33 protein-coding genes are annotated in these 25,560 nt (G+C 54.1%); 21 read left to right on the top strand and 12 right to left on the bottom strand.

Features of this window, described 5'->3' with window-relative positions:
* Positions 1-15: 15 nt before the first annotated feature.
* On the top strand, positions 16-1,038 hold the full coding sequence (gene gap / locus RHK62_RS11975; RefSeq protein ID WP_310453761.1) for a type I glyceraldehyde-3-phosphate dehydrogenase: 1,023 nt from the start codon (positions 16-18) through the stop codon (positions 1,036-1,038).
* Here gap and RHK62_RS11970 read toward each other — a convergent pair.
* Together RHK62_RS11970 and fabD are read right to left on the bottom strand one after the other, a co-directional pair.
* Positions 1,035-1,670, bottom strand: coding sequence for a 1-acyl-sn-glycerol-3-phosphate acyltransferase (locus RHK62_RS11970; protein WP_149819182.1), 636 nt, complete (start codon positions 1,668-1,670; stop codon positions 1,035-1,037). The genes gap and RHK62_RS11970 overlap by 4 nt on opposite strands.
* Complete coding sequence (fabD, locus tag RHK62_RS11965) at positions 1,667-2,557, bottom strand: ACP S-malonyltransferase (protein WP_206200085.1); 891 nt, start codon at positions 2,555-2,557, stop codon at positions 1,667-1,669. The genes RHK62_RS11970 and fabD overlap by 4 nt, the downstream gene beginning before the upstream one ends.
* Before the next feature lie 106 nt (positions 2,558-2,663).
* Between fabD and rpsP the strand changes: the two genes are divergently transcribed.
* The 4 genes from rpsP to RHK62_RS11945 are packed head-to-tail and all read left to right on the top strand — an operon-like array spanning position 2,664 to position 4,481.
* The gene (gene rpsP, locus RHK62_RS11960) at positions 2,664-2,915 is read left to right on the top strand and encodes a 30S ribosomal protein S16 (protein ID WP_149819178.1); all 252 of its coding nucleotides are present in this window, start codon (positions 2,664-2,666) and stop codon (positions 2,913-2,915) included.
* Between the two features lie 3 nt (positions 2,916-2,918).
* Positions 2,919-3,272 carry a KH domain-containing protein gene (locus RHK62_RS11955; RefSeq protein WP_181494762.1) on the top strand — a complete coding sequence of 118 codons (354 nt, stop codon included), beginning with the start codon at positions 2,919-2,921 and terminating at the stop codon, positions 3,270-3,272.
* A 3-nt stretch (positions 3,273-3,275) separates the two neighbouring features.
* Complete coding sequence (gene rpsU / locus RHK62_RS11950) at positions 3,276-3,449, top strand: 30S ribosomal protein S21 (protein ID WP_015126245.1); 174 nt, start codon at positions 3,276-3,278, stop codon at positions 3,447-3,449.
* 9 nt (positions 3,450-3,458) lie between these two features.
* Positions 3,459-4,481, top strand: coding sequence for a PhoH family protein (locus RHK62_RS11945; RefSeq protein ID WP_149819174.1), 1,023 nt, complete (start codon positions 3,459-3,461; stop codon positions 4,479-4,481).
* On the opposite strand, the gene RHK62_RS11940 is transcribed toward RHK62_RS11945, so the two are convergent.
* Both RHK62_RS11940 and RHK62_RS11935 read right to left on the bottom strand, forming a co-directional pair.
* A complete protein-coding gene (locus tag RHK62_RS11940) occupies positions 4,426-5,148 on the bottom strand; it encodes a superoxide dismutase (protein ID WP_206200084.1) in 723 nt (240 codons plus the stop codon). The two genes, RHK62_RS11945 and RHK62_RS11940, sit on opposite strands and share 56 nt — an antisense overlap.
* Positions 5,149-5,194: 46 nt before the next feature.
* Positions 5,195-5,476, bottom strand: a complete 282-nt coding sequence (locus RHK62_RS11935; protein WP_302677660.1) for a hypothetical protein — start codon at positions 5,474-5,476, stop codon at positions 5,195-5,197.
* A 233-nt stretch (positions 5,477-5,709) separates the two neighbouring features.
* Between RHK62_RS11935 and RHK62_RS11930 the strand changes: the two genes are divergently transcribed.
* Entirely contained in the window at positions 5,710-6,393 is a 684-nt protein-coding gene (locus tag RHK62_RS11930; protein WP_302677661.1) for a hypothetical protein, read from the top strand.
* Between the two features lie 71 nt (positions 6,394-6,464).
* On the opposite strand, the gene RHK62_RS11925 is transcribed toward RHK62_RS11930, so the two are convergent.
* A complete protein-coding gene (locus tag RHK62_RS11925; RefSeq protein WP_024125509.1) occupies positions 6,465-6,650 on the bottom strand; it encodes an NblA/ycf18 family protein in 186 nt (61 codons plus the stop codon).
* 204 nt (positions 6,651-6,854) lie between these two features.
* Between RHK62_RS11925 and lpxD the strand changes: the two genes are divergently transcribed.
* Positions 6,855-7,871 carry a UDP-3-O-(3-hydroxymyristoyl)glucosamine N-acyltransferase gene (lpxD, locus tag RHK62_RS11920; RefSeq protein ID WP_310453760.1) on the top strand — a complete coding sequence of 339 codons (1,017 nt, stop codon included), beginning with the start codon at positions 6,855-6,857 and terminating at the stop codon, positions 7,869-7,871.
* A gap of 113 nt (positions 7,872-7,984) precedes the next feature.
* On the top strand, positions 7,985-8,944 hold the full coding sequence (locus tag RHK62_RS11915) for a hypothetical protein (RefSeq protein WP_302678222.1): 960 nt from the start codon (positions 7,985-7,987) through the stop codon (positions 8,942-8,944).
* Here RHK62_RS11915 and RHK62_RS11910 read toward each other — a convergent pair.
* The 3 genes from RHK62_RS11910 to RHK62_RS11900 all read right to left on the bottom strand — a co-directional run bounded on the left by RHK62_RS11910 (position 8,941) and on the right by RHK62_RS11900 (position 11,491).
* Complete coding sequence (locus tag RHK62_RS11910) at positions 8,941-10,083, bottom strand: histidine kinase (RefSeq protein ID WP_302677664.1); 1,143 nt, start codon at positions 10,081-10,083, stop codon at positions 8,941-8,943. The genes RHK62_RS11915 and RHK62_RS11910 overlap by 4 nt on opposite strands.
* 104 nt (positions 10,084-10,187) lie before the next feature.
* A complete protein-coding gene (locus RHK62_RS11905; protein WP_149819160.1) occupies positions 10,188-10,514 on the bottom strand; it encodes a hypothetical protein in 327 nt (108 codons plus the stop codon).
* The gene (locus RHK62_RS11900) at positions 10,511-11,491 is read right to left on the bottom strand and encodes a hypothetical protein (RefSeq protein ID WP_206201685.1); all 981 of its coding nucleotides are present in this window, start codon (positions 11,489-11,491) and stop codon (positions 10,511-10,513) included. The genes RHK62_RS11905 and RHK62_RS11900 overlap by 4 nt, the downstream gene beginning before the upstream one ends.
* Positions 11,492-11,674: 183 nt before the next feature.
* Here RHK62_RS11900 and RHK62_RS11895 point away from each other — a divergent pair, with 183 nt between their 5' ends.
* The 8 genes from RHK62_RS11895 (at position 11,675) to RHK62_RS11860 (ending at position 16,365) form a co-directional block, all read left to right on the top strand.
* Complete coding sequence (locus RHK62_RS11895; protein ID WP_302677666.1) at positions 11,675-11,953, top strand: TMEM165/GDT1 family protein; 279 nt, start codon at positions 11,675-11,677, stop codon at positions 11,951-11,953.
* 134 nt (positions 11,954-12,087) lie between these two features.
* Entirely contained in the window at positions 12,088-12,549 is a 462-nt protein-coding gene (locus RHK62_RS11890) for a Fur family transcriptional regulator (protein ID WP_302678219.1), read from the top strand.
* Positions 12,550-12,554: 5 nt separating this feature from the next.
* On the top strand, positions 12,555-13,199 hold the full coding sequence (locus tag RHK62_RS11885; RefSeq protein WP_302678218.1) for a pentapeptide repeat-containing protein: 645 nt from the start codon (positions 12,555-12,557) through the stop codon (positions 13,197-13,199).
* 77 nt (positions 13,200-13,276) lie between these two features.
* Positions 13,277-13,474: a DUF454 family protein gene (locus tag RHK62_RS11880; protein WP_302678217.1), complete on the top strand. Its 198-nt coding sequence runs from the start codon at positions 13,277-13,279 to the stop codon at positions 13,472-13,474.
* Positions 13,471-13,806, top strand: coding sequence for a hypothetical protein (locus RHK62_RS11875; RefSeq protein WP_149819148.1), 336 nt, complete (start codon positions 13,471-13,473; stop codon positions 13,804-13,806). The genes RHK62_RS11880 and RHK62_RS11875 overlap by 4 nt, the downstream gene beginning before the upstream one ends.
* Before the next feature lie 203 nt (positions 13,807-14,009).
* Entirely contained in the window at positions 14,010-14,930 is a 921-nt protein-coding gene (gene folD, locus RHK62_RS11870; RefSeq protein ID WP_302678216.1) for a bifunctional methylenetetrahydrofolate dehydrogenase/methenyltetrahydrofolate cyclohydrolase FolD, read from the top strand.
* A gap of 10 nt (positions 14,931-14,940) precedes the next feature.
* Positions 14,941-15,864 carry a geranylgeranyl diphosphate synthase CrtE gene (gene crtE / locus RHK62_RS11865; protein ID WP_149819144.1) on the top strand — a complete coding sequence of 308 codons (924 nt, stop codon included), beginning with the start codon at positions 14,941-14,943 and terminating at the stop codon, positions 15,862-15,864.
* A 51-nt stretch (positions 15,865-15,915) separates the two neighbouring features.
* A complete protein-coding gene (locus tag RHK62_RS11860) occupies positions 15,916-16,365 on the top strand; it encodes a divergent PAP2 family protein (RefSeq protein ID WP_149819142.1) in 450 nt (149 codons plus the stop codon).
* A 15-nt stretch (positions 16,366-16,380) separates the two neighbouring features.
* Here the strand turns inward: RHK62_RS11860 and RHK62_RS11855 are convergent, their stop codons facing one another.
* Entirely contained in the window at positions 16,381-17,811 is a 1,431-nt protein-coding gene (locus RHK62_RS11855; RefSeq protein ID WP_302678215.1) for a mannose-1-phosphate guanylyltransferase/mannose-6-phosphate isomerase, read from the bottom strand.
* Between the two features lie 257 nt (positions 17,812-18,068).
* On the opposite strand from RHK62_RS11855, the gene ndhO reads away from it, so the two are divergent.
* The 5 genes from ndhO (at position 18,069) to RHK62_RS11830 (ending at position 22,913) form a co-directional block, all read left to right on the top strand.
* Complete coding sequence (gene ndhO, locus RHK62_RS11850) at positions 18,069-18,281, top strand: photosynthetic/respiratory NAD(P)H-quinone oxidoreductase subunit O (protein ID WP_181494778.1); 213 nt, start codon at positions 18,069-18,071, stop codon at positions 18,279-18,281.
* Positions 18,282-18,391: 110 nt separating this feature from the next.
* Positions 18,392-19,747 (top strand): folate/biopterin family MFS transporter, encoded by a 1,356-nt coding sequence (locus RHK62_RS11845; protein ID WP_310438108.1) that lies wholly within the window; start codon positions 18,392-18,394, stop codon positions 19,745-19,747.
* Positions 19,744-21,207 carry a carotenoid oxygenase family protein gene (locus RHK62_RS11840; protein WP_310438109.1) on the top strand — a complete coding sequence of 488 codons (1,464 nt, stop codon included), beginning with the start codon at positions 19,744-19,746 and terminating at the stop codon, positions 21,205-21,207. Before RHK62_RS11845 ends, RHK62_RS11840 begins: the two co-directional genes overlap by 4 nt.
* A 3-nt stretch (positions 21,208-21,210) precedes the next feature.
* Complete coding sequence (locus RHK62_RS11835) at positions 21,211-21,693, top strand: CYTH domain-containing protein (RefSeq protein ID WP_206200070.1); 483 nt, start codon at positions 21,211-21,213, stop codon at positions 21,691-21,693.
* 38 nt (positions 21,694-21,731) lie between these two features.
* Positions 21,732-22,913, top strand: a complete 1,182-nt coding sequence (locus RHK62_RS11830) for a M20 family metallopeptidase (RefSeq protein WP_302677674.1) — start codon at positions 21,732-21,734, stop codon at positions 22,911-22,913.
* Here RHK62_RS11830 and RHK62_RS11825 read toward each other — a convergent pair.
* Genes RHK62_RS11825 through RHK62_RS11815 form a run of 3 tightly spaced genes read right to left on the bottom strand, consistent with a single transcriptional unit; the run spans position 22,910 to position 25,485 of the window.
* On the bottom strand, positions 22,910-24,049 hold the full coding sequence (locus tag RHK62_RS11825; protein WP_302678213.1) for an LptF/LptG family permease: 1,140 nt from the start codon (positions 24,047-24,049) through the stop codon (positions 22,910-22,912). The two genes, RHK62_RS11830 and RHK62_RS11825, sit on opposite strands and share 4 nt — an antisense overlap.
* Before the next feature lie 3 nt (positions 24,050-24,052).
* Complete coding sequence (locus tag RHK62_RS11820) at positions 24,053-24,463, bottom strand: hypothetical protein (RefSeq protein ID WP_302677676.1); 411 nt, start codon at positions 24,461-24,463, stop codon at positions 24,053-24,055.
* A complete protein-coding gene (locus RHK62_RS11815) occupies positions 24,463-25,485 on the bottom strand; it encodes an ATP-binding cassette domain-containing protein (RefSeq protein ID WP_310438110.1) in 1,023 nt (340 codons plus the stop codon). Before RHK62_RS11815 ends, RHK62_RS11820 begins: the two co-directional genes overlap by 1 nt.
* Positions 25,486-25,560: the final 75 nt, after the last annotated feature.

Raw genomic sequence — 25,560 nt, 5'->3', positions numbered from 1 at the left:
CTTGGGAGAGTTTTCATGACCTTGAAAGTCGGTATTAATGGCTTTGGCCGCATTGGCCGCTTGGTGCTACGGGCGGGTCTCGCCTGCGACAATATTCAGTTTGTCGGCATTAACGATCTCGTGCCTGCGGATAACCTTGCCTACCTCTTTAAGTACGATTCCACCCACGGCATCTATCCGGGGATCGTCAAGGCCACGGCAGAGGGCATTGAAATTGATGGTAAGTTCATTCCCTGTACGGCCATTCGCAATCCCGCAGAACTGCCTTGGGGATCGGTTGGCGCCGACTACATTGTTGAATCCACCGGTCTATTTACCGGCTATGATGGCGCCTCGCAGCATCTTCAGGCCGGTGCGAAACGAGTGGTGATTTCAGCCCCCACCAAGGATGCCGACAAGGTGAAAACAATTGTCGTTGGTGTTAATGATGCGGCCTTTGATCCAGCGGTGGATGTGATTGTCTCTAATGCCAGTTGCACGACAAATTGCTTGGCACCGGTGGCGAAGGTCCTACATCAAACCTTTGGGCTAGCTGAGGGCTTGATGACCACGGTGCACTCTGTCACCGCAACCCAACCGACGGTGGATGGTCCTAGTAAGAAGGATTGGCGCGGCGGCCGCGGGGCTGGCCAAAATATTATTCCCGCCTCTACCGGCGCTGCTAAAGCGGTGACACTGGTGTTGCCCGAACTCAAGGGCAAGTTGACGGGGATGGCCTTTCGCGTTCCTACGCCCGATGTGTCGGTGGTGGATTTAACTTTCAAAACCGAGAAGGCCACGAGCTATGACGAGATTTGTGCGGCAATGAAGGCAGCGGCTGAGGGGGATCTCAAGGGAATTCTCGGCTATACCGAAGAGGCCGTTGTCTCCAGTGATTTTATTGGCGATGGTCGCTCCAGTATCTTTGATGCCACAGCCGGGATCCAACTCAATGCCAATTTCTTTAAGGTGGTGGCTTGGTACGACAATGAGTGGGGCTATTCCTGCCGTGTGATGGATCTCCTCAAATTGATGGCCGCTAAGGATGGTCTGCTCTAGCGACCCAAGTCATGGAGACGGTGGATCACTTCGCAGCAGTGCTGTGTGACTGCTTCTAGGGCAGGGCGATCGCCCGAAGCCGGGGGGGGAATGGGGGCACCAATGCGCACCGTAATCGGAACCGGTCGGGGAAATCCACCTTTTTTGAGAATCTCTTGGGTTCCCCAAAGGCAGACGGGCAATAGAGGCGCCTGAGCTTTGGCGGCAATGAGTGCTGCCCCCAATTTCGGATCATAGATGCGCCCATCTTTCGTGCGCGTGCCCTCCAAAAAGACCCCCACTGCCCAACCCTGTTCTAGAGCTTTGAGGGCGGCCTGCAATGCGCGGCGATCGCCGGCTCCCCGCTTCACAGGATAGGCACCATACCACCGAATCAATGTCCGAAAAATGGGAATCTGGAATAATTCCTCCTTGGCCATCCAAGCCACCGGTCGGCGCACACAGTTAGAAATCAGGGGTGGATCAAAGTAGCTGGCATGATTGGCTACCACCACCAGTGGCCCTCGCAGCGGTACCTGATGGGCACCATAGATGCGCCCGCGAAAGTAGGTGTGCAGGAGTGGACTCACCACTGACCATTTGAAAAGATGGTAGAGGAGCAAACTGATCAGCGGCTCGCGATCGCGACTCACCCAAGGCTCTCCAAACTAGCGATCGTGGCAATGCTGGTAACGGTGATCTCTGGGGTCGTGCGTTTAACCAAGCCTGCCAATACGTTGCCGGGACCAATTTCAAAGGCTTGGGTCACCCCCGCTGCCGCAAGGGCATGACAGGTGTCCACCCACCGCACAGAGCCGGTCATCTGCGATCGCAAGCGTGCCTTGATCACCGCTGCATCTGTTGTCGGTTCAGGTTCGACATTGTTCAAAACGGGAAAGATCGCCTCGTGGAAGGTGTACTCCTCCAGCAGCGTGGCAAACGTGGCTGCGGCCTCCGCCATAAACGGGGAATGAAAAGCCCCACTCACATTCAAGGGAACCGCTCGCTTCACCTTAATTTTGCCTAGCACCGCGTCCACCGCTGCCGGCAGCCCCGAAATCACCACCTGCCCCGGATGGTTATCATTGGCCAGAACCACATTGGCTGTGCTGGCGATCGCCTCTTGCAACTGCTCGCGGTCAAAGCCAATCAAGGCCACCATCTTGCCCCCCCCGGCGGCATTCATCAGTTCGGCTCGCCGCTGCACTAACTTCAGTCCTGTTGTAAAGTCAAAAACCTCCGCCGCATAGAGGGCAACATATTCGCCGAGACTATGCCCCGCAACAAAGTCCGCTTTTGCCCCCCGTTCCTTGAGGGCATCCACCAGCAAGCTCTCCACCAGAAACAAACTCGGCTGGGTATAGAGGGTTTGATCTAAGTTACCGATACGACCTGCACAGCACTCAATGACCGACCACCCCAAAATAGCCGCTGCCTGTGCGCACCGCTCCTCGGCTGGGGGATAGGCCGTTAGCAAATCCGCCATCATTTCTGGATGTTGCGACCCTTGGCCGGGAAATAACCATGCTGTCTTTGTCATCGGCAGTGCTCAACTCGAACCGCAATCTACTTTACCCGATTTGGGATGTCCGTTATACTAGAAAATTGTCGATAAAAATCTGCCCCTTTTATCTCCATAGGCTGACATGATTAAACTGCGTCTCAAACGCTACGGCAAAAAACGGAACGCCACCTATCGGATTGTGGCCATGAATAATACGGATCGCCGCGATGGGCGTGCCCTCGAAGAATTGGGCTTCTACGATCCGATCCGTGATGAAGTGCGCCTTAAGGAAGAGGCTATCAAGCGGCGTTTGGCGCAGGGCGCACAACCCACAGATACCGTGCGGCGGCTGTTTGTCAAAGCGAATCTTCTCCCTGAAACTGCCAAAAAATAGGCAATGACTGAGTCGGCTGCCCCCAATTACGCTGCCTTGATTCGCTTCCTGCTGGAACCCTTTATGGAAGCACCAGAAACCCTACGGCTGCATGCGGAATTTTCCCCTGCCAATTCTCGCATCTGGGTACGCCTTGCCTTTGCTGGCGAGGATAAGGGACGGGTCTATGGCCGTGGCGGTCGCAATCTCCATGCCATTCGAGCGGTTTTACAGGCTGCTGCCCAAGCCGCCGGTCAGCAGGTTTACTTAGATGTCTATGACGATGCCAAAAGTACACCTAAAATAGATCATCAAGGGAGCGATCGCCCCCGACGATCCCGTCGTCGTTCTTATCCATCATCAAGGAGGCAAAGTTAGCGCGTGTCTGAAGTGCGTTTAGGTGAAAACGAATCCATTGAGTCCGCTCTACGGCGATTCAAGAAAAAAATCCAAAAAGCGGGCATTCTTTCGGAAGTCAAACGGCGTGAACGTTATGAGAAACCCAGCCTGCGCCGCAAACGCAAACAGGAGGCCGCCCGCAAGCGCAATCGCTAAGCCTTGGGTATGACCACGAGGGAAAGCCTCACGATTGACCTCCACAGCACTGAGAGTGCGATCGCCCTTGTCGGTGAGCAAGAAGCCAACCTGCGCATCTTTGCCGCCCAAACAGGGGCGACCCTTGTTTTAAGGGGGCGGGATCTCTACATCACTGGTACCCCTGCTCAAATCCAACTCTGCCAACAACTGATTCAAGACCTCGGTACCCTCTGGCGCGAGGGGCGTCCTGTGTCTGGGGTAGATATTCTCACCGTCCGCCATGCCTACGACACCCAGCAGCGGGAAGCCCTCCAAGAGCTGCAACAGGATATTCTGGCTCGCACCCGTCGTGGCGACATTATTCGTGCCAAAACCTTTCGCCAGCGCCAGTACATTCAAGCCATTCGCAGCCACACACTCACCTTTGGCATTGGGCCAGCGGGCACCGGCAAAACCTTCTTGGCCACCGTTCTAGCCGTCCAAGCGCTACTGTCGGGTACTTATGAGCGGTTGATTTTGACACGGCCTGCGGTGGAAGCAGGGGAGCGGCTCGGCTTTTTGCCGGGAGATTTACAGCAAAAAATTGATCCCTATTTGCGTCCCCTCTACGATGCTCTTTACGAACTAGTGGAGCCGGAGAAAATTAGTAACCTGATGGAGCGGGGGGTGATTGAAGTGGCTCCCTTGGCCTATATGCGAGGGCGTACCCTCAATAATGCCTTTGTCATCCTCGATGAGGCCCAGAACACTACCCCTGCCCAAATGAAAATGGTGTTGACCCGCATTGGTTTTAACTCCTGCTTGGTGGTGACGGGGGACTTGACACAAACCGATCTACCAGAACATCAAACCTCTGGCCTCAGTGTGGCCACGAAAATTCTCAAAGATGTCGAAGGGATCGCGTTTTGTTATTTAACCAAGGGGGATGTGATTCGCCATCCCCTTGTCGAGCGAATTATTGATGCCTACGATCGCCATGAGCAGGCCTTGCTTACTAAGTCAAAAGAGCGCGCATCTGGGCGTAGCGATCGCTCAGCCAAGGCCAATTAACCACCTGCCACCAAGCCTCTAGGTACTGATCGCGACGGTTGCGATAGGTCAGGTAGTAGGCATGCTCCCACAAATCATTGCCCAAGATCGGCACTTGCCCTTGCATCAGCGGCGAATCTTGGTTCAGTGTGGTGGTAATGGCCAGATTTCCTTGGGGCGTCAGCACAAGCCAGACCCAGCCACTGCCAAAGTGCTTCAGACCTGCCTGCTGAAACTGGGTTTGAAACGCTGAGAACGAGCCAAAGGTGGTTGCAATTGCTGTGGCCAACTCCCCCGTGGGTTCACCGCCCCCATTCGGTGCCATACTTTGCCAAAAGAGGGAATGGTTGGCATGGCCGCCGCCGTGGTTGCGCACGGTTTGTTGGATAGCGGTGGGTAGTTGGCGAATGTGGCACAGTAAATCCTCAATGGGTAGCCCCTGCCATTGCCGGTAGGGCGTCAGTGCCTTGTTCAGCGTCTTCACATAGGCCGCATGGTGTTTGTCATGGTGTAGCTGCATCGTCTCCGCATCAATCACTGGCTCTAGGGCATCGTAGCCGTAGGGCAAAGGCGGCAGCGTATAAATTTCTGACGGCTCACCTTCAGCCACGGCTGGGCGCGATCGCAACCAGAGTGTAGCGGCACTGCCGACGAGGAGGCCGAGGGTTTGACGACGGGTTAGGGGCATAGCGAGTACGTGAAATGTTCCCGCTAATAGTTTAAGTCCCGCAGGATTATTCTTGGCGCAGTAGCAGTTGTTGAGCTTGGCTGGGCGTCAGCAGTTGGCCATCCACTTCAATTTGTAGCACCTTGTCAGCGGATGGTTGCAGCATCGTACTGGCCTCACGGCGGTCTTTAGAACGCCAGTGATTTTGCCAAAGGCGGTTCATTTCCGAGGATTCAAAGCCGGTGGTCGGGGAAATGGGATTCAAGATCGGGGGCAGGGGAGTCGCCAACGTGGCCAAGGGATAACATATCCCCAGCAACACCACGCTCAGCAGCAGTGGACGAGTCATATATCAATACCTCTTAGGAGCGATCGCAAATAATTTTTACAGTAGGCTTCTTCTAACCGCTTATTTTTTTTCACCAAGGTCAGCCCTCATTCTTATTATATCCTCTGGAACTAAAGTCCTTTTTGGGTTTTTTCCCTCGTACTGAAGCGTTGAAGCTACCAAGCTTCTGTATTGTTTCCTAAGTTATGATGGTAAGGCGTACGCACCAGTTTTTTGGCAATTATCAATCCAGAATGACACAGGTATACACCCCTGAAGATGTTTGGCGATTATTGGCAGAGCTACTGGCGGCTCAAAAGGAAACAGAACGCCGATTTCAGGAAACCGAGCGACAATTTCAAGAAACAGATCGGCGTTTTCAGGATCTTGAACAGCGATTTCAGGAAACGGCTCAACGGTTTCAAGAAACAGATCGGCGGTTCCAAGAGACTGACCGGCGTTTTCAAGAAACCGAACGGTTGCTCCGAGAAGAAGCACGGCAGCTCAACCAACAAATTGGCAAACTGGGCAATCGCCTTGGGGAGTTTGTGGAGTGGCAAGTCCGCCCAGCCGTGTTGCGCTTATTTCAGAGTCGGGGAATTGCTGTTTCTCAACTCTACAGTGATGTGATTCTTCAAGACGGCAACGAGAGTTTAGAAATTGATCTGTTGGTCGTTAACACCGATGAAGCCGTTCTCATCGAAGTGAAAACAAAACTTAGCCAAGGGGATGTTGATGAACATTTAGAGCGGATTGCGAAATTTCGCCGTCTAGCTCACCAGTATCGTGGCACCAAACTCTTGGGTGCCGTGGCAGGGATGATTGTGCCGCCCGAGGTGGCTCGCTACGCTTATCGGCAAGGTTTGTTTGTGTTGGCGCAGTCGGGGGATGGGGTGACGATTCTCAACGACCCGCAGTTTCAGCCCCGTGCGTGGTAGGCCACTATCCCCTACTTGATTCGACGGCGGAAGCAAGGTGGAGAAAGAGGTCCGTCCCACACCTGTGTGACCTAGGCAGCGCGTTTGACCAAGGAGCGAATGACGTTGTCTTTCATCATCAATAGGCGAGAGGCTTGCAACAGTAGCTCACGCGCTTCCTGAAGGCTCATGGCACTCACTTGCTCCTCCATCACCCGCATTTGAAACTCCTGTTCAAAGCTGAGGTCAACATTCAGTTCGGGGAAGCGTTGCTCCATAGAATGTACTCCTTACTCCATGTTATCGGGCATACGTGTTAAAAAATATAACAAACACATTGACAAAGTTGCCACTCAATGAATATCACCCGTGCAAAGGATAAAATGTTCAGTATGAACGATTTCGCTAAATTCTTGATCGGTTTCACAAACGAGACCTGATAGACTGAGCTAAAACTCAAGTTTGATGATGAGGACGGCAAGATGCGGTTGGCAGAGGTGGCCGAACGGTTTGGGGCAACCCTTGATTGTCCAGAGCAGGGCGATCGCCCCGTGTTGGGGGTAGCCCCCTTAGAAACAGCAACAGCCACGGATATCTCTTTTCTGGCCAATCCGAAGTACACCGCTCTATTGCAGACCACGGCAGCGGCTGCTGTGTTTGTCCGTCCCGATTTTCAAGGGGAGGCAGCCTGTCCCCTGCTGCGGGTGCCCCATCCCTACCTTGCCTTTGCCAAATGTATTGAATGGTTTTATCCGCAACCCAAACCCTCCGCCAAAATTCACCCGACGGCAATTCTGGGCGCCGATGTGGTGTTGGGAGCGGATGTGACGATTGGTGCCTATACCGTGATTGGCGATCGCGTGCGCATTGGCGATCGCACAGTAATTGATAGTCATTGCACACTCTACGATGATGTGGTGGTTGGCGCCGATTGCCGTATCTATAGCCACTGTGCCCTGCGGGAGCGGGTGCAATTGGGCGATCGCGTCATTCTGCAAAATAGTGTTGTCCTCGGCGGTGATGGCTTTGGCTATGTGCCTCTGCCCGATGGTCGCCACTATAAAATTCCGCAAGTGGGCACCGTGGTGATTGGCAATGATGTCGAAATTGGTGCCGGCACAACCATTGATCGCGCCACCCTAGGGGAGACCACTGTGGCGAATGGCACGAAGATTGACAACCTGACGATGGTGGCTCACAACTGTACCATTGGTGAAAACGCGATTCTCTGTGCTCAAGTGGGCTTAGCGGGTTCGACCCACATTGGTAATCATGTCGTTCTGGCGGGACAGGTGGGGGCAGCGGGTCATTTGACCATTGGCGATCGCACCATTGTCTCTGCTAAATCCGGCATCAGTAGCTCTGTCCCCCCAGATAGCCGCATGGGGGGGATTCCGGCCATGGATCAAACCCTCTACCTCAAGGTTTCAGCCGCAGTGAAGCAGCTGCCGGATCTCCTCAAGCGAGTGCGCCAATTGGAAGCAAAGGTAGGGGGATAGCATAGATATTCTAACCACCCTCTATAGTGGAATTAAGGGCTAGGGTTGCCTTTTGGATCGTTCATCATAGGGTGAGGGGCAATGGGTCACACGAATCTGCGACACTAAAGCTTATGACTCCTCCAGCAGCCATTCGATTACTGCCCAGTGATCAGGAATTGTTCCAAGCGCTCCTTGGCTACCATGAACTGACAACCAAGGCAGACAAGCAAGCAGCCTTACTTACCTTGCTCCAGCGCGATCGCGCCCAAGTCATTGTCAAAAGCATTGCCCAAGCTGCCTTTCCCCAAACGGCCTTTAACTTTGCCCTCTGGATGCTCAACCATGACTTGGTGACACTGGATTGGCTCTACGACATCACCTATCGCATTTCCACCCAAGGCTGTCAAGAAACCATTGATTTGGGATTGCTCTACGGCAGTCTCAAGCACTTAAGTGCAGGGGATCAAGCCGTTGTCTTGGGTCAAACTGAGGCTGCCCTCAAGGCGATTCGTCTCGATGAGTTGGATTTAGCAGCCTTGATTACGACACTGGAACCGGCAGTGGCGATCAGTTTCCTCTCTTGGTTTGTCACCTTTAAGAAAATCACGACAGTGGATCTGGAATACATCAGCCAAATTGTCCAGAAGGTGAAACCTAACGCCGAACCGCCCCAAGAGACCACTGAGATTCACTCCCAACCCCTCGTCCCTGAACCCCACATCATTGAACTTACCCTTGAAGACAAATTGCTGGATTTGAATTTGCAATTGGGGGGCACAGAAACAGAGATTCTACCCAAGGTTTTGGATCGCTTTTTATTTCGGCGCACCCGTGAAGATAAGGTGGTCTATCGTCCCAATACACAGGTGGTACGCCTTGCCGGCGTTGGCGAAGAGCGCCGTGACATTCCTGTGCCAGTGCGCAGTGCCAAAACATGGCCACCGGGAGTCTATGTGATCTATCGCGAGCAGGAGTCGCTCCAACTGATGCGCTTGCCGGATAATGAGTTCTACGAAATTTTGCCCCTTGGGCCTGATCCCTATCTGCGCGCTGAAACGATCGCCCGCATGGTCAAGGAAGGGCAGCGCTAGCTATAAACGGGCAGTGTGAAGTGAAAGCAACTGCCTTTTCCCGGTTGGGAGTCCACCCAAATCTGGCCGTAGTGCATACGAATAATTTGGCGGCAAAGGGCAAGGCCAATGCCATAGCCTTCAATGGTGCGATCGCGATCGAGGCGAACCGTCTCGCCAAAAATTTTTTCCTGCTGCTCAATGGGAATACCGGGGCCAGTGTCACAGACGGTAACTTGTACTTTTTGAGTCATGCGGTGAAAGGCGCTCAGGTGGATTTTGCCCCCTTCAGGAGTGTATTTACAGGCATTGTCCAGCAGGTTGACCAGTACCTGACGAATGCGATCGCCATCGCCATAAACCAAGGGTAAATCCAAAGGAATGTCGGTGGTAAAGTGCTGCTTTTTACGTTCAAAATTGAGGCGCACATCCTCAACCGTTTCTTGGCACAGTTGTCGCAGATCCAGTTGCCGTGCCATAATTTGCAGCTTATCTTGGGGTCCGCGCGCCGCTAAGAGTAAATCCGTAATCAGTTGTCCCATCATCTGGGTTTGACTGCGGGCATGGTGAAACAGGCGTTGGATGTCCTCAATATGGAGTTGCTGAGTGCTCTCTTCCTGAAGGTTGGCTTCGAGGGTTTCAAGGGCAATGCCAACAGCAGTGAGGGGGTTACGCAACTCATGGGCCAGCAAGCCAATAATCCGATCTTTGAATTGCAGTTGTTCCGCAAGGCGATCGCGCTCTTGGCGCAGTTGAAACAGCTCATCCTTCAGGCGGCTGAGTTCCATCGAGCAATCGGACTGCTCCGCTGCCGACTTTTGCATATCTGCCTGTAGGCCGAGAGCCACTTCCCGCTGCCAGCGCGGCCACCAATAGTCTACTTTTTGCAGCAGCTTACGACCAGCGAGGGTTTGACGCGGTTCAGGACGGACTTTAATCAAGGCAGGCGTGGCAACCAGCTTGTACTCCTCTAGGAGATAGGGCTGCTCACCTATGGGCACCACTTTTAACTCAAAGCCAAAGTTCGAGGGTAGTTGCTGAATGTGGGCTTGAATAGCAGCGGTTTCCTCTTCATCGCCCGGACGATTGGCAACAAACAGGAGCAAACTGAGCGGCGGTGTCGTTTCTTGGGTAGAACTGGCATCCGCAGACGCTTTCATTGAATCACCGGCGAGTATTCTCAGGGGCAACGAAGTGCGCTTCCTCTCTAGGAAACACCATAAAGATTAACTAAATGTTAGCGGATTCTCCCCCGCAACCCAACCTAGGATTGTTGGCCATCCCGCCGGCCAAGTTCGTAGATTGCCCCACCGATGGTTGCCATCAGGCCTAAACTCAAGGCCCAACTTTGCCCCAAGCCCAAACTACAGAGGATAAAGCAACCCGTCCCCACCAGAATAAAGGGAACTAGCCCCACCATCCCTGCCCAGAATTCGGCACTTTGGTTTGCTTCACCCCCTAGCCACGTCACTAAACGCTGTATTAAGGCTTGCCCCGTGGGATAAAAGCCCCAGTACAGGGCGATCGCCCACAGACCAGACCCCGCAATGGCAATGGGGGAGAGAGAAACCTGCTGCAAATTGGGAATCATAGGAGTCCTTGAAAAATCTTGGGATCAAACATTTCTCGGAGAGATAGATAGTAGGGGGTAAAAACACTTGTATCATAGCCAGCGGCACGGGTTTGTATTTCCTTACCCAAAAGGTGCACCATTTGAAACACTAGCTCCCATATCACATTCAGCGAAGGATAAAGCATCAAACACAGGGGAAAGAGTTCTCGTTGCAGCGCCTCAAGGCTTTGCTCCAAAAGACATACCCAGAGGTAGATCTGGAACATCTCGACATCGCGAATACTGGAAACACGCACACTGGCTTGGGTCAAAGGGCCACTAAAACAGCGGTGCTGGGGGTTGAGTTCGGCAACACGATCACAAATAGCGGTGGCGATCGCCGTGCTCTGGGGCAACAGATGGCGCACTAAAGCCAAGGCCGGATCATTGTAGTCGTAGTTGGCTGCTGCGTTATAGGCACGGTGCAAGGGCATGTAGAGGTGATCATCAATAACTTTGAAGAAGCTACTGAGGATCGGACGTTGGCTCGTTGGTGCCACTTCTAGCAGTAATACCCCCGTGTGGTGAAACTGCATACTGACAAAGCCAATCACCCGCGGATCGACGGCAGTATAGCGGCGGCGAATCTCACTGATGGCACTAGCCAGCTTGGCGGTCATTTGCTGGGTGCCCTTGCCGGCTTCGTAGAGTTTGAGGGTGCGCTGATAAATGTCATGGATGTCTTTGGAGATGCTCCAAGGATCCACCAGTTCCGCTGGGATGCCATGGCGAATCATCTCTGCGGCCAAAAAGCCTTCAGTGCGCTGCCAAGCCTTGACACTGGCATTCCGCAATTCGGCCAAGAGCCGAGGGGCAACCACCGCTGGATCATCCTCCGCAAGGGCGGTGGTGTTGAGGTTGGTAATATAGCGCTTTGCCCAAGCCTGTGCCAGACTGCTCAAGGAGGTGGTGTCCGGTGCGATCGCGCTCGATCCGTCAGTAGTGGTATTCAACATGAGCACCTCCGCCATTTAGAACAGGGCTATAAGCAGAATTGATATTAAGAATCGTAACTTGTTTTAAGCTGATCCTGCCACCCTGCGCCACTAGCGATCGTTGACCGCAACTGCCCATACCGTTAATCTGCCCTATAGCAGCAACATCTTTGGAGAAATTGGATGGACTGGCAATCCTTCGCCGTGAGTTTTGCGATTGTGTTCTTGTCAGAACTGGGGGACAAGAGTCAACTGGTGGCGATTACTTTAGGGAGTAATGCCCGCTCCGCTACCGCTGTCTTTCTAGGCGTGGCCTCTGGCTTGGTGTGTACAACGTTTTTCGGTGTGCTTTTGGGCAGTGGGATTGCCACATTGATCCCCGTGAAAGTGGTCAAGGCGATCGCTGCCATGATGTTTGCCTTTCTGGGGTTTTATTTGCTGTCTCAAACAGCGGCTGACAGCCTTGACAAGGAGCGAATTTGATTATAACCAAAGGATTGATTATCATAGTGACTACAGGTTAGCAAATGGATAACCCTAAAACTGCGATTTAACTGCAATAGGCTACTTAGCTAAGCAAAATCTGCTGTTTGAATTTTATTTTTTAGGATAGCGCCGTGTTCACGTCTCCTGCTCCCAGTCCCCTACCCCCCATTCGTTCCCTTGAGGATGCGATCGATCGCTGTCAGCGGCTTGGATTGCGGCTGAGTCGGCAGCGGCGTGCCATTCTTGAACTGCTCTGGGATGCCAAGGATCACCTCTCAGCGCGGCAGATCTACGATCGCCTGAATCAAGCCGGCAAAGACATCGGCCATACCTCTGTATATCAGAATCTCGAAGCCCTTTCCGAGCATGGCATTATTGAGTGCGTTGAGCGTGCCGATGGGCGCCTTTACGGCAATATCAGTGATAGTCACAGCCATGTCAATTGTCTCGATAGCCACAAAATTATTGACGTTCATGTTGAGCTACCCCCCTCTCTCATTGCTGAGATTGAAGCAAAAACTGGCGTGAAAATTGTTGACTATCGCATTGATTTTTACGGTTATCAAAACACTGATCCGAGTGCCCAAGGATAACTGCCGTGGCCAATCCCCAACATCTTCAGCTTCTCAAGCAGGGGGTTACCGCTTGGAATCAATGGCGGGAGCAAAACAGTGATATTCGCCCTGATCTGGGACAGGCAGATTTAACGGGCGCCAATTTGGAGTTGTACAACCTCACCAATGCCAATCTTGATCAGGCCAATTTGGCAGGTGCGGATCTGCGCCATGCCCTCCTCAAGGATGCCTACATGGCGGGAGCAAACCTCTACATGAGTGACCTGATTGAGGCGGATTTGCAGGGGGCCTGTTTACAACGGGCTACCTTAGCGGGTGCTGATCTCTACAAGTCAAATATTGCCATGGCCGATCTGCGCCAAGCCAACTTGGTGGGCACGCTACTGCGGCGAGTGAGCCTAGTGGAAGCGACCCTTGCCTATGCCAACCTCACCCGTGCCAATCTCTTTCAGGCCAACCTGCACTTGGCCGATCTCAAGAGCGCAATTTTGCAAGAAGCGATTCTTGAAAGTGCCAGTCTCATTGAGGCGAACTTTGAATATGCGGTTCTCATTGCGGCCAAGATGTCGAAGGCCAATGCCCGCCGTGCCAACTTTAAGGGGGCAAACCTCTACAAAGCAGAAATGGACGGCATGGATCTGCGGGATGCGATTCTCGATAAAGCTTAGCACCAGCAACTTGTGAAAAGGCAAGGTTCAGGCTACGTTAGAGGTGAATCATCCTCGCCGATTGCAACTCGAAGGGAATGCCTGTGACTAAAAGCATCCGTAATACAGCACGTATGGTTCTTGGTGTGATTTTTGGAATTATTGGGGTTATCGGCTTTATTTTACCCCTCCTGCCAGGAACGCCATTTTTGCTGATAGCGGCAGCTTGTTTTAATTCCATGGAACCCGAGGAGACCGCCAGTGCCCAAGGGAATGAATCGCCGCCTGTGGCATGAAATACTTTTTCCTCACTGAGGGGTGGCAGATTGGCCGCGTGTGGGAACCCCAAGGCCTCTGGAATGAGCAAGCGTGGCGGCGATCGCCCGTGATCACCCGTACCTGCCTCTACATTCTAGAGGGGGAGGAAAAGCTCTGGCTGTACCAAGTGGAGGAGATGGTTCTCATGGTAGAAGTGAAGCCCAGCCATCCTGACCCGGCCTCAACCATTGGCCAAGTGGTGCTCAAGCGCCTGATGAGTGCGGAGGATGTGCTGACCTACCTGTGTACTACCCCTGCCATTGCCAAAATTCAAGTGGAGCGAACCTCCCCTTCGGGCGATCGCCCCTAGCGATTCTTAAGCCTTTGGCACAATTCGTTAACTCTTCTGGCGCAATTCCCTATCTGCGGTGGCTTAGCAGAGAGAACTTGATCAATGCTAGCCTTGGTGTTCCCTGTTTGAGGTAAACTAGTTCGATGTTGTTGCCAACCGATGGAAACGCATTCGGCAACTCAACCCTAGACTTTCGTGATTGATCAATTTTAAGGTGTCCTTTGGTTGCAAACTCCGCTGCCTGCCTTGATGGCAAATCCTTAGCCCAGTCCATTGAACGCCAGTTGGCTGATCATGTGCGGACGTTTCAAGCCCAGTGGGGGCGATCGCCTGGGTTGGCCGTGTTGCGGGTTGGTGATGATCCCGCCAGTGCCGTGTATGTCCGTGCCAAAGAACAAGCCTGTGGCCGCGTCGGGATTCAATCCTTTGGTGCCCATTTACCGGCCACCATTACAGAAGCGGATTTATTGGCCAGAATTACTGAGCTAAATCAGGACGAACGGGTGGATGGCATTCTGCTGCAATTACCCCTACCACCCCACCTTGATCCCCGTCCCCTGCTATACGCGATTCATCCGGATAAAGATGTGGATGGCCTGCATCCCGAAAATCTCGGTCGGCTCGTGCGCGATGAACCGGGACTGCGCAGTTGTACGCCTGCTGGAGTGATGCAGCTTTTGGTCGCCTATGGCATTGATGTTGCAGGTCGCTCGGCAGTGGTCGTGGGTCGCAGTATTTTGGTCGGCAAGCCCTTGGCCTTGATGTTACTCACTGCCAATGCAACGGTGACGATCGCCCACTCGCGCACCCGTGATCTTGCCAGTGTCACCCGTAGTGCTGAGATTTTAGTCACAGCGATGGGACAGCCGCGGCGGATTACTGCCGACATGATTCGGCCGGGGGCAGTGGTCATTGATGTCGGGATTAATCGCATTCAACGCCCCGACGGCAAATCGAGTCTCTGGGGCGATGTGGACTATGAGGCTGCCTGTGCTGTGGCCAGTTATATTACCCCTGTTCCGGGGGGCGTCGGTCCGATGACCGTTGCCATGTTGTTGCACAATACTGTATGGAGCTATTGTCGCCGTCACAACTGGCACAAGCCCCTGCTCTCGTTGACCTCTATGCCGCCCGCACCCTGAGGAGTTGTTCATGATTTCCGCTGATCCCCCCCAAGTCCATCCCGCCGGCACATTTGATCTCAAGGCCTACCTCAAAGAACGCCAAGCCCTTGTGGAAGCGGCCCTCGAAGCATCGATCCCCGTTGCCTACCCAGAGAAAATTTACGATGCGATGCGCTATTCACTGATGGCAGGGGGCAAACGGCTGCGCCCAATTCTCTGCTTGGCCACCTGTGAACTGATGGGGGGCACCGTGGAAATGGCCATGCCCACCGCCTGTGCCCTAGAGATGATCCACACGATGTCGCTGATCCACGATGATCTGCCGGCTATGGACAATGATGACTACCGTCGCGGCAAGCCCACAAATCACAAAGTCTATGGCGAAGATATTGCCATTCTGGCGGGGGATGGCTTACTGGCCTATGCCTTTGAATATGTGGTGGAACAAACGAAAAACGTGCCCGCAGAATATCTGCTGAAAATTGTGGCGCGGTTGGGGCATGCGGTGGCAGCAACGGGATTGGTGGGCGGTCAAGTGGTGGACTTGGAGTGTGAAGGGCAGCCGAACATTGGTCTAGAAACGCTGCACTTTATCCACTCCCACAAAACGGGGGCATTACTGGAGGCCTCTGTGGTTTCTGGGGCATTACTGACGGGGGCGAATGAATCTGATGTGGCTCGCCTGTCGCGCTATGCGGCAAATATTGGCTTGGCGTTCCAGATTGTGGATGACATTTTGGATATTACTTCGACCCGCGATGTCCTCGGTAAAACCGTTGGTAAAGATGTGGCCGCCCAAAAAATGACGTACCCGCGCCTGTGGGGTCTGGAAAAATCTCGCCAAGAGGCTGAACGCTTGGTGGCAGAGGCGAAGGCAGAGTTGGCTGTGTATGGGGCAGCCGCCGTTCCTTTGCAGGCGATCGCCGACTACATTACCAGCCGCAGTCATTAACGATCCCGAAGTGGGTTAGGATGGGCGCAGAGTTTGTCCTTGTCCGTAACCATGATGGACGGTCTTCGTGAGCTACTGGCTAACCATGTCCTCTGGGTCGCTTTCGCCGCCAGCGCGATCGCCCAAATGCTCAAGTTACTGATTGACATTGCCAAACACCGCAAGCTCAATTTCCGCGTTCTGGTGGAAACGGGGGGCATGCCCAGTTCCCATTCCGCCCTTGTTACTGCTTTGGCGACTGGGGTGGGGCTGCAGCGGGGCTGGGATAGCATTGAGTTTGCGATCGCCGTTGTCTTTGCCTGCATTGTCATGTACGATGCGGCCGGGGTGCGCCAAGCCGCTGGTAAACAAGCCCGCATTCTCAATCAAATTGTTGATGAATTTTTCCAAGATGGGCACGAATTGGCAGAAGCCCGCCTCAAGGAGTTATTGGGGCACACCCCCATTCAAGTCATCGTTGGTTCCGCCCTTGGGGTGGCGATCGCTTGGCTAGCGGTCTAAGGGTTTGCCCAGCGGTTATCGCCCTGTCTCGCGACCATAGCGATCCTCAAAGCGGACAATATCATCTTCGCCAAGATAGGCTCCCGACTGCACTTCAATCATTTCAAGGGGAATTTTCCCCGGATTGGCCAAGCGGTGCACAGCGCCCACAGGGATATAGGTGGACTCATTCTCCGTCAGCAGAAACGTTTTGCCATTGCAGGTAACTTCCGCTGTACCACTGACAACAATCCAATGTTCTGCGCGGTGATGGTGCTGTTGCAGCGAAAGACTCGCCCCCGGCTTGACCGTAATCCGCTTCACTTGAAAGCGATGACCAGCATCAATCGCAGTGTAGTGCCCCCAAGGACGATAGACGACGGGATGGTTGTCCGCCTCCGGGCGCCCTTGCGCTTGCAGTTGCTCCACCACTTGTTTGACTTGTTGTGCTGCCTTCTGATGGGCAATGAGAACGGCATCGGCTGTTTCCACAACGATCAGATCGTCCACCCCCAGTAGGGTCACCAAGCGATGCTGACTGTGAACAAAGCACTCTTTGCTGCTATAGAGAAGGACATTGCCACGGCAACTGTTGCCAAATTCATCCTTGGGTGTCACCTCCCAGAGACTCGACCAAGACCCCACATCACTCCAGCCGCACTCTAGGGGCACCACCGCTGCTTTTTGCGTCTTTTCCATCACCCCATAGTCCACCGATAAACTGGGACACTGACTCAAGGGTGCTTTGGCCAAGCGGATAAAGTCCAAATCCTCCTGTCCCTCCCGCAGTGCCAAGCGGCAATGGTGCAAAATGTCTGGCTGCTGCTGTGCCAATTCTGCTAAGAAGCTCTGGGCGCGGAAGAGAAACATACCGCTATTCCAAAGGTAATGGCCATCCGCTAGATAAGCCTCTGCCGTTGCCAAATCGGGTTTTTCGACAAACTCTGCCACCCGATAGGTGTGGGCCTCACTGAGGGCTTCCCCCCGCCGAATGTAGCCGTAGCCTGTATGGGGAGAGGTGGGGGTAATGCCAAAGGTCACTAACCAGTCCTTGGTGGCGGGTGCCAGTGCCCGTTGTAGCCCCTGCTGAAAGGCGGCAACATCCTGAATTAAATGATCCGCTGGTAGCACCAAAAGAATGGCATCGGTGGCGAGGACTTCTGTGACGTAGAGCGCAGCAAGGGTAATCGCAGGAGCCGTATTGCGCCCCAAGGGTTCAAGCAAAATCCGCGTTGGTGTCACCCCTAGCTCTTGAAATTGTTCTGCCACAAGAAAGCGATGGGCGTCATTGGCCACGATCACCGGGGGATGAAGATGGGGCAACCCCTGTAACCGTTGCCACGTTTGTTGTAGCAGACTCTGCCCTTCGGCTGTTAAACGCATAAACTGTTTGGGGTGGGCTTGGCGCGATAAGGGCCAAAGGCGACTGCCTGATCCCCCGGATAGAATCACTGGAATACAGTCCATGCAAGGCTTTCCTTAGGTAGTGTGGTGCTTAAGCGTAGTCTATCGCCAAAGAACTTCGTCTTGGTTCAGACCCCTGTTCTTTTTGTTGCTCATTTTCTAGGGGCTACTGTTTTGGCAGTGCCCGATGAATGGCAGTGAAGGACTGAGGTGGCGTTTCCCCTTGGTTAAGGTTTGGCAATTGGATTCATCAACAGACTTAAAGCCCTTGGCGATTCTCCTTAGGATAGAATGTGGGCTGAGCAGCGTTAGGGTTTCCTATGGCGATTAAAAAGGGAGATTTGGTAAAGGTCGTTGCTGAAAAATTGGCCAACAGTGTTGAGGCCCTAGCCAGTGATCATCGCTATCCCCCCTATCTCTTTGAGGGACGGGGCGAGGTGGTGGAGATTCGCGGTGACTATGCGCAGATTAAATTTCCAGTGCCCACCCCTACAGTTTGGCTGCGCCTCGATCAACTGGAGGTTGCCAAATAACCGCCATTAGCGTCTCTTGCGAGTCTAGGAGCCAATGAAGAGTACCCGTGTTAGCAATTTTCAGCTTGTCTGGATATGATGGAGGCAATGCTGTTGCTTAACATTTGGTAATGTTAGTTCAACCTTCGCAACCTCAACGCTGGTTTCAGTGGCTCAAGGAGACGCTCCTTTTTGGGCAAGAACCCAGTGGCGAACTCTTAGCCATTTTGCTGGTGTATTTTGTCCAAGGGGTGTTGGGCTTAGCACGGCTGGCCATTAGCTTTTTCTTTAAGGATGAGTTGGGGCTGTCGCCGGCGGAAGTGGCAGCATTAATGGGTGTGGCTGCGCTGCCTTGGGTCATTAAGCCGGTGTTTGGCCTCATTTCTGATAGTGTGCCGCTTTTGGGATTTCGTCGCCGTTCCTATCTGGTTCTGTCGGGCTTGCTGGGCTGTGGGGCGTGGTTGAGCTTGGGGACGTGGGTAGCTACCCCTTGGCAGGCAACGGCAGCGATTCTCGCAGCCTCGATCGCGATCGCCCTCAGTGATGTGATTGTCGATTCACTGGTGGTGGAACGGGCACGCCAAGAATCGGCGACTGAAATGGGAACGCTGCAATCCCTAAGCTGGGCAGCGACTGCCGTGGGAGGCATCCTCACCGCTTACTTTAGTGGCCAACTGTTGCAGTGGTTTAGTCCGCGTACAGTATTTCAAATTACAGCAATATTTCCGCTCTTGATGTCGGGGGTTGCGTGGGTGATCGCGGAAGCACGGGTTACGGCTCGGCCTCAACTGCGTCAGACTTGGGAGCACATCAACCGTGTGCGCCAAGCAATGATGCAAAAACGGATTTGGTTGCCGGTGGCGTTTCTCTTCCTCTGGCAAGCCACCCCCGGCTCGGAATCAGCCTTCTTTTTCTTCACAACGAATGAATTGGGCTTTGAGGCGGAGTTTTTGGGGCGGGTGCGCCTTGTCACTAGCATCGCCTCCCTCTTGGGGGTGTGGATTTTCCAGCGCTACTTGAAAACGCTGCCCATTCGTACCATTTTTTTCTGGAGCACGATTCTCTCAGCCCTTTTGGGACTCTCTAGCTTGATTTTGGTCACCCACCTCAATCGCCAATGGGGCATTAGTGACCAGTGGTTTAGCTTGGGGGATAGCCTCATTTTGGCAGTTATGGGGCAGATTGCCTTTATGCCGGTACTCGTGTTGGCGGCGCGGCTGTGTCCGCCGGGGATTGAGGCCACCCTCTTTGCGCTGCTGATGTCCATTAGCAACCTTGCCAATCTGGTCTCCCATGAGTTGGGGGCACTGCTGACCCACTGGCTGGGGATTACCGAGCATAACTTCGATCGCCTCTGGTTGCTGGTGCTCATTACCAACCTGAGTACGCTATTGCCCCTACCCCTGTTGAACTGGTTGCCGCAGCAGGTGCCGGCGCCCGCCTCTCAATCCTCTGTCACTGTTGAGTTGGAGCCAAGTGTCTCATGACTGGAGTTTTAGATCGCCCCTACACGATGGCGGATTGGCGGGGGGGGACCGAATCTCTCACCCAAGAATATGACTATTGGATTGAGGATGTCGAAGGTACGGTGCCCACGGATTTGGTGGGAACGCTCTACCGCAATGGCCCTGGACGGTTGGAGCGCGGGGGAGTGCCCTTAGCCCATCCCTTTGATGGCGACGGCATGATCTGTGCTTTTCGCTTTGAGAAGGGACGGGTGCATTTTCGCAATCGCTACGTGCGTACCGCCGGATTTTTGGCGGAGGAAAAGGCCAATCGCCTTCTCTATCGCGGTGTCTTTGGCACCCAAAAACCGGGGGGCTGGCTGGCCAATTTCCTCGATATTCGGGTCAAAAACATTGCCAATACCCATGTGATCTATTGGGGGGGCAAATTACTGGCGCTCTGGGAAGCCGGTCTGCCCTACTGCCTTGACCCTGTGACCCTAGAAACCATTGGCCTCGACAACCTAGGGGGTCTCCTCAAGGAGAGGGATGCCTTTGCAGCGCATCCCCGCTTTGATCCTCAGACGCAGCGGCTCGTGAATTTTGGTGTCAAGCCCGGCCTCAGCACCCGCATTACACTCTATGAATTTGATGCCAGTGGTCAGTGTGTCTCGCAACCCGTATTTCAGATTCCGAGGTTTGCTTTTATCCATGACTTTGCCCTGACCCCCAACTACGCCATTGTCTTTCAAAATCCAGTGCGGTTAAATCCGCTGCCCTATCTGCTGGGACTGCGGGGCGCTGCCCAGTGCATTCAATTCCATGCGCAGGAACCGACACGGGTTTGGCTGCTGCCTCGTCGGGGTGGGACTCCCCAGATGTTGACGATGCCCGCCTGTTTTGTCTTTCACCATGCCAATGCCTACGAAGCTGGGGATGAAATTCATGTGGAGTCCATTGCCTACAGCCACTTTCCCAATCTCGAACCGGGCATGGATTTTCGGGAGGTGAATTTTGCGGCGCTGCCCTCAAGCCTGCTGTGGCGGATTCAATTGAACCCCAAAACCAAGGCGGTGGATTGGCAAGTGGTGAGCGATCGCCCCTGTGAATTTCCCGTAGTGCATCCGGCCAAGGTGGGGCAACCCTATCGCTACACCTATTTGGCGGCAGGGCATGATCCGAAAACCAATGCGCCTCTCCAGGCTCTGTGGCGGTGCGATCGCCAGACGGGCGAGGAACAATTTTGGTCGGCGGCGCCGCGTGGCTTTGCCAGTGAACCCATTTTTGTCCCGCGGGGTCTGCAAAAGGGTGACTTTCTCTGGCAGGGTGCCCAAGGGGAAGAAGATGGCTGGCTTTTGCAGGTGGTGTATGATGCCAGTTGCCACAAATCGCAGTTACTCATCTTTGATGCGGCAGCCATTAGCGCCGGGCCAGTGGCACGATTGCGCTTGAAACACCACATTCCCTATGGTCTCCACGGTTCATTTACCACAGCGGTCTAGGCAATGGGCATCGAAATTGAGCGCAAGTTCCTTGTCATAGGCGAAGAATGGCGATCGCTGGTCACAAGTGTGTCCCAATTTGCCCAAGGCTACCTGTCCACAGTTCCTGAGCGCACGGTGCGGGTGCGTCTTGCGGGGGAGGAGGCATGGATCACGATCAAGGGCAAAGCCAGCGGTGGCCAACGCCGTGAGTATGAGTATGCTATCCCCGTTGCTGATGCAAGGGAACTCCTCGCGGAATTGTGCCTACAACCCATCATCCAGAAAAACCGCTATCGTATTCCAGCGGGTGATCTGTGTTGGGAAGTGGATGAATTTACTGGCGCCTGTACTGGCCTGATTTTGGCAGAAATTGAATTGCCCCGTGCTCACTATCCCCTGACTCTACCCCCTTGGATTGGCCTTGAGGTGACCGACGACCCCCGCTATACCAATGCCTACTTAGCGGAGCACCCCTATCAGGAGTGGGCAACCGGCAATTCCTGAGATTCGATAGGATACAAAAATATCGCCACGGCTGCGCTATGCTTGCTCGGATTCGCCAGATTACCCAAACCCTCACCCCCCGTCTCATTGAAATTCGTCGCCATCTGCACCGCTACCCCGAATTGAGTGGCCAAGAACATCAAACCGCCGCCTATGTGGCGGGGGTACTTTCCTCCGCCGGCTTAACCGTACAGCAGGATGTGGGCAAAGTGGGGGTGATTGCGGAACTGGCGGGGAATCCTAAAGAACAGCGGCTCTTGGCCATTCGCGCCGATATGGATGCCCTGCCGATTCAAGAGCGCACTGGACTCGAGTTTAGCTCAAAACATAGCGGGGTAATGCACGCCTGTGGTCACGATGTCCACACCACGGTGGGTCTGGGCACGGCAATGGTGTTAGCAGCCCTCAAGGAGGAGTTCCCCGGCCGGGTGCGGTTTATTTTTCAACCAGCGGAAGAAATTGCCCAAGGGGCGAGTTGGATGATTGCCGATGGCGCTATGAAAGAGGTGAGTGCCATTTTGTCGCTCCATGTGTTTCCCACCATTCCAGCGGGGGAAGTAGCGGTACGCTATGGGGCGTTGACGGCGGCTGCCGATGACATTGAGTTAACGATTTTGGGAGAATCGGGCCACGGTGCCCGCCCCCATGAAGCGGTAGATGCGATTTGGATTGCCGCTCAAGTGATCAGTGCTTTGCAACAGGCCATTAGCCGCACGCAGAATCCCCTGCGACCCGTGGTGGTCACCTTTGGCAAAATTCAAGGGGGACGGGCTGCCAATGTCATTGCCGATCAGGTGACGCTTCAGGGAACGGTGCGATCGCTCCATCCAGAAACCCGTGCCACCCTCCCGACCTGGATTGAGCAAATTGTGGCCAATGTCTGCCATGCCTACGGTGCCCGTTACCAACTCCACTATCGGCGGGGCGTACCGGGGGTGGAAAATACGCCCTACCTATCGCAACTGCTGGCGGAGGCGGCGACTGATGTGGTGGGTGCCCCCCATGTGCATATTTTGCCGGAACCGTCCCTTGGGGCAGAGGATTTTGCCCTGTACCTAGAGCATGCCCCCGGTGCGATGTTTCGCCTTGGGGTGGGGTTTCGCGATCGCCCCAACTATCCCCTGCATCACCCGGAGTTTGATGTCGATGAACAAGCTATCCCTGTGGGCGTGATGACCCTTGCCCATGCGGCCTGTCGCTATTGGCAGATTCCCTACTAGTGCCGATTGGCGTGGTAGAGCATGCCGAGGGCGATCGCGCTGACGACAACCTTCGGTAACCAACTGGCCACGATGGGCGACACTGCTCCCCCCTCGCCAAAGGCGGTGAAAATAAAGGCAGCAACGTAATAGCCAAAAATAATCGCCACACTGAGACCAAAGGCACGCCCCTGTCCTTGGCGAGGAGAACTGATGCCCAAAACGGCACCGACAACGGCAAAACTCAGGCACAAAACGGGAAGGGAGAGCTTTTCCTGCAACTGCACCCGCCACTGCCGCAGACGTTTGGCATCGCCACTTTCCGCCAAAACTTGCAAGTACTGATAGATTTCGCGGCTGGTCATAAACTCTGGTGCCCGCGTTTCCATGGCCAAATCAAGGGGAGTGCGGGGGTAGGCAAATGTTCGTTCTGAGAAGGTCTCGGCCACGTCATAGTCGCGATCGCGGGTCAGGTGGTGGTAGGTGCCCTGCCGAAACAGCCACGCCGAACCCTGCCACTGGGCTTCCTGCGCCGTAATAATTTCTCGCAATTGCCCCTGCTCAAAGTTCAACACCGTCACTTGACCCATGACCTCGCCATCAAAACGATGGGCAAAAAAGAGTTGCTGAAGCTGCCCCCCAGCAAAACGACGGTAGAAGATATTGCGGGTTTGAAAGGTAGGTTGGGGGCGTTGAATCGCCACTTCCAAGGTCTTGATGGCGCGGTAGGCCATGGGGGGAGCCACCAGTTCATTGAGGGCAAAGGTAAAGAGCAAGGCACAGAACCCCGCTAGGAGCGCCGGTCGCACTAAACGCAGCGGACTCACCCCACAGCTTTTGCAAGCAATCAGTTCACTGCGACGGGAGAGTTGACTATAGGCAAGGAGCGAACCAAAGAGCATCGCCATGGGAATGCCCAGCACCGCAAAGGTGGGCAAACGCAGAAAAAAGACTTGAAGGGCACTGAGGATGCCAAGGTTGTGCTCCACCATATTGCGAATGAGGTAGAACACTGTACCAATAACGGCAGCGATCGCCGTAAAAATGCCAAAACCAAAGACAAAGGGGCGAATCATCTCCCGCAGAATATAGCGATCCAACAGGGAGAATCGCGGCTGCCAAGGCATCTTCTCAAAGGATCGGGCGATCGCCAGCATCTTTTATAGTCCCAAGCGGGGTTTTGCCAACTTCCAATAACGAAAGAATCGCTTCAAATCGGCATTGGCAGGTAACGTGACAAAGGGTTCTGGCTCTAGGATCTCCACTGGATAGGCCAATTGCTGACAAATGGCGCGAAAGCGCGGGCTAGGACTGGCCATTGTCACCACGCGATCGCCCCCGTGCACCTCAACAAAGGCATTCACCAAGGGAGCGACCTCACCCCGGTACATTGCCACGGGGAGATCCAGCAGGCACTCATAGAGAAAGACCAGCCGCTTCAGGCGAATTTGCCACTCCTTGAGGAGCGCTACATCCCAAACAAAAATGGCCGGCGCGTGGGGATAGCGGTCAAAGATGGGCGCCGTGGGGTCGAGGCAGTCTCCATGAACCCAAAGAATTGGCTGCCCCATTAGCGTTGCATGGCCTCTTTTTTCAACTGTTTGCTGTCCCGCTGCGCCGCTGCTGCCAAGTCGGCATCCAAGAGGGTTTGACCCGTGGCGGCCAAATAGACATCATCTAAACTGGGTCGTGACTGCGCCACGCTAAAGAGGGGGAGTCCTGCTTCCTCTAGCGCCCTTCTAATGGCTGCGATCGCCACAGCCGCATCTGTGACCACCAGATTCAAGGAGTTGCCTTGGTTGGCATTAATCAGCGCCGATTTCACGCAGTCCAATTGACTGAGAAGGGTCTGGGCCATTTGTGCCTCTTGACGCGGTGTAAATTCTCGTACCCGCAACGTGACGCGATCGCCCCCAATATTGGCCTTGAGTTCCTCAGGCGAACCGCTGGCAATGACGCGCCCTTTATCCAGAATCGCCAAGCGATCGCTAAGGAGATCCACTTCCTCAAGGTAGTGGCTGGTCAAGATAATCGTCAGTCCTTGAGCCTTGAGATCCCGCAGCACATCCCAAATCACTTGGCGACTTTCAATGTCGAGGCCTACGGTGGGTTCATCCAAGACAAGCACTTGGGGTTGATGCAGTAGTCCTGCTGCGAGATCAAAGCGTTTGCGAATGCCACCCGAGTAGGTACCACATTGGCGATCGCGCCATTCCAATAAATCCAACCGTGCCAGCACTGCTTCAATGCGCTCTGGAATCAGGGCACGGGGAATGTGGTACAGCGCCGCCTGTAATTCTAGAAATTCCTGACCCGTGAGGATTTTATCAAGCGCCACCTCCTGAGCCACATAGCCTAATTTTTGGCGCACTAAATGAGGTTGGTGGAGAACCGAAAGACCACAGACTTCCAATACCCCAGCATCCGGTCGCGAGAGGGTACACAGACAGCGCAGTGTTGTCGTTTTCCCTGAGCCATTTGGCCCCAGCACCCCAAAAATTTCCCCTTGATGGGCGCTAAAGGAGACATCGGCCACCGCTGTAATGGTACCGTAGGACTTCTTGAGATGTTCGACCTTTACCGTGGCTGTCATGGTCATTCACTCTGTGTGTGATTCCCTTAACATTTTGACAGATCTTCCTCCTTACTTTGGTGCGCGTGCTACAAC

The organism is Thermosynechococcus sp. HY213 (assembly GCF_031460975.1).
GTDB lineage: Bacteria > Cyanobacteriota > Cyanobacteriia > Thermosynechococcales > Thermosynechococcaceae > Thermosynechococcus.
Note: the sequence above shows the minus strand (reverse complement) of the source record. Positions and strands in the feature narration are given on the sequence as shown.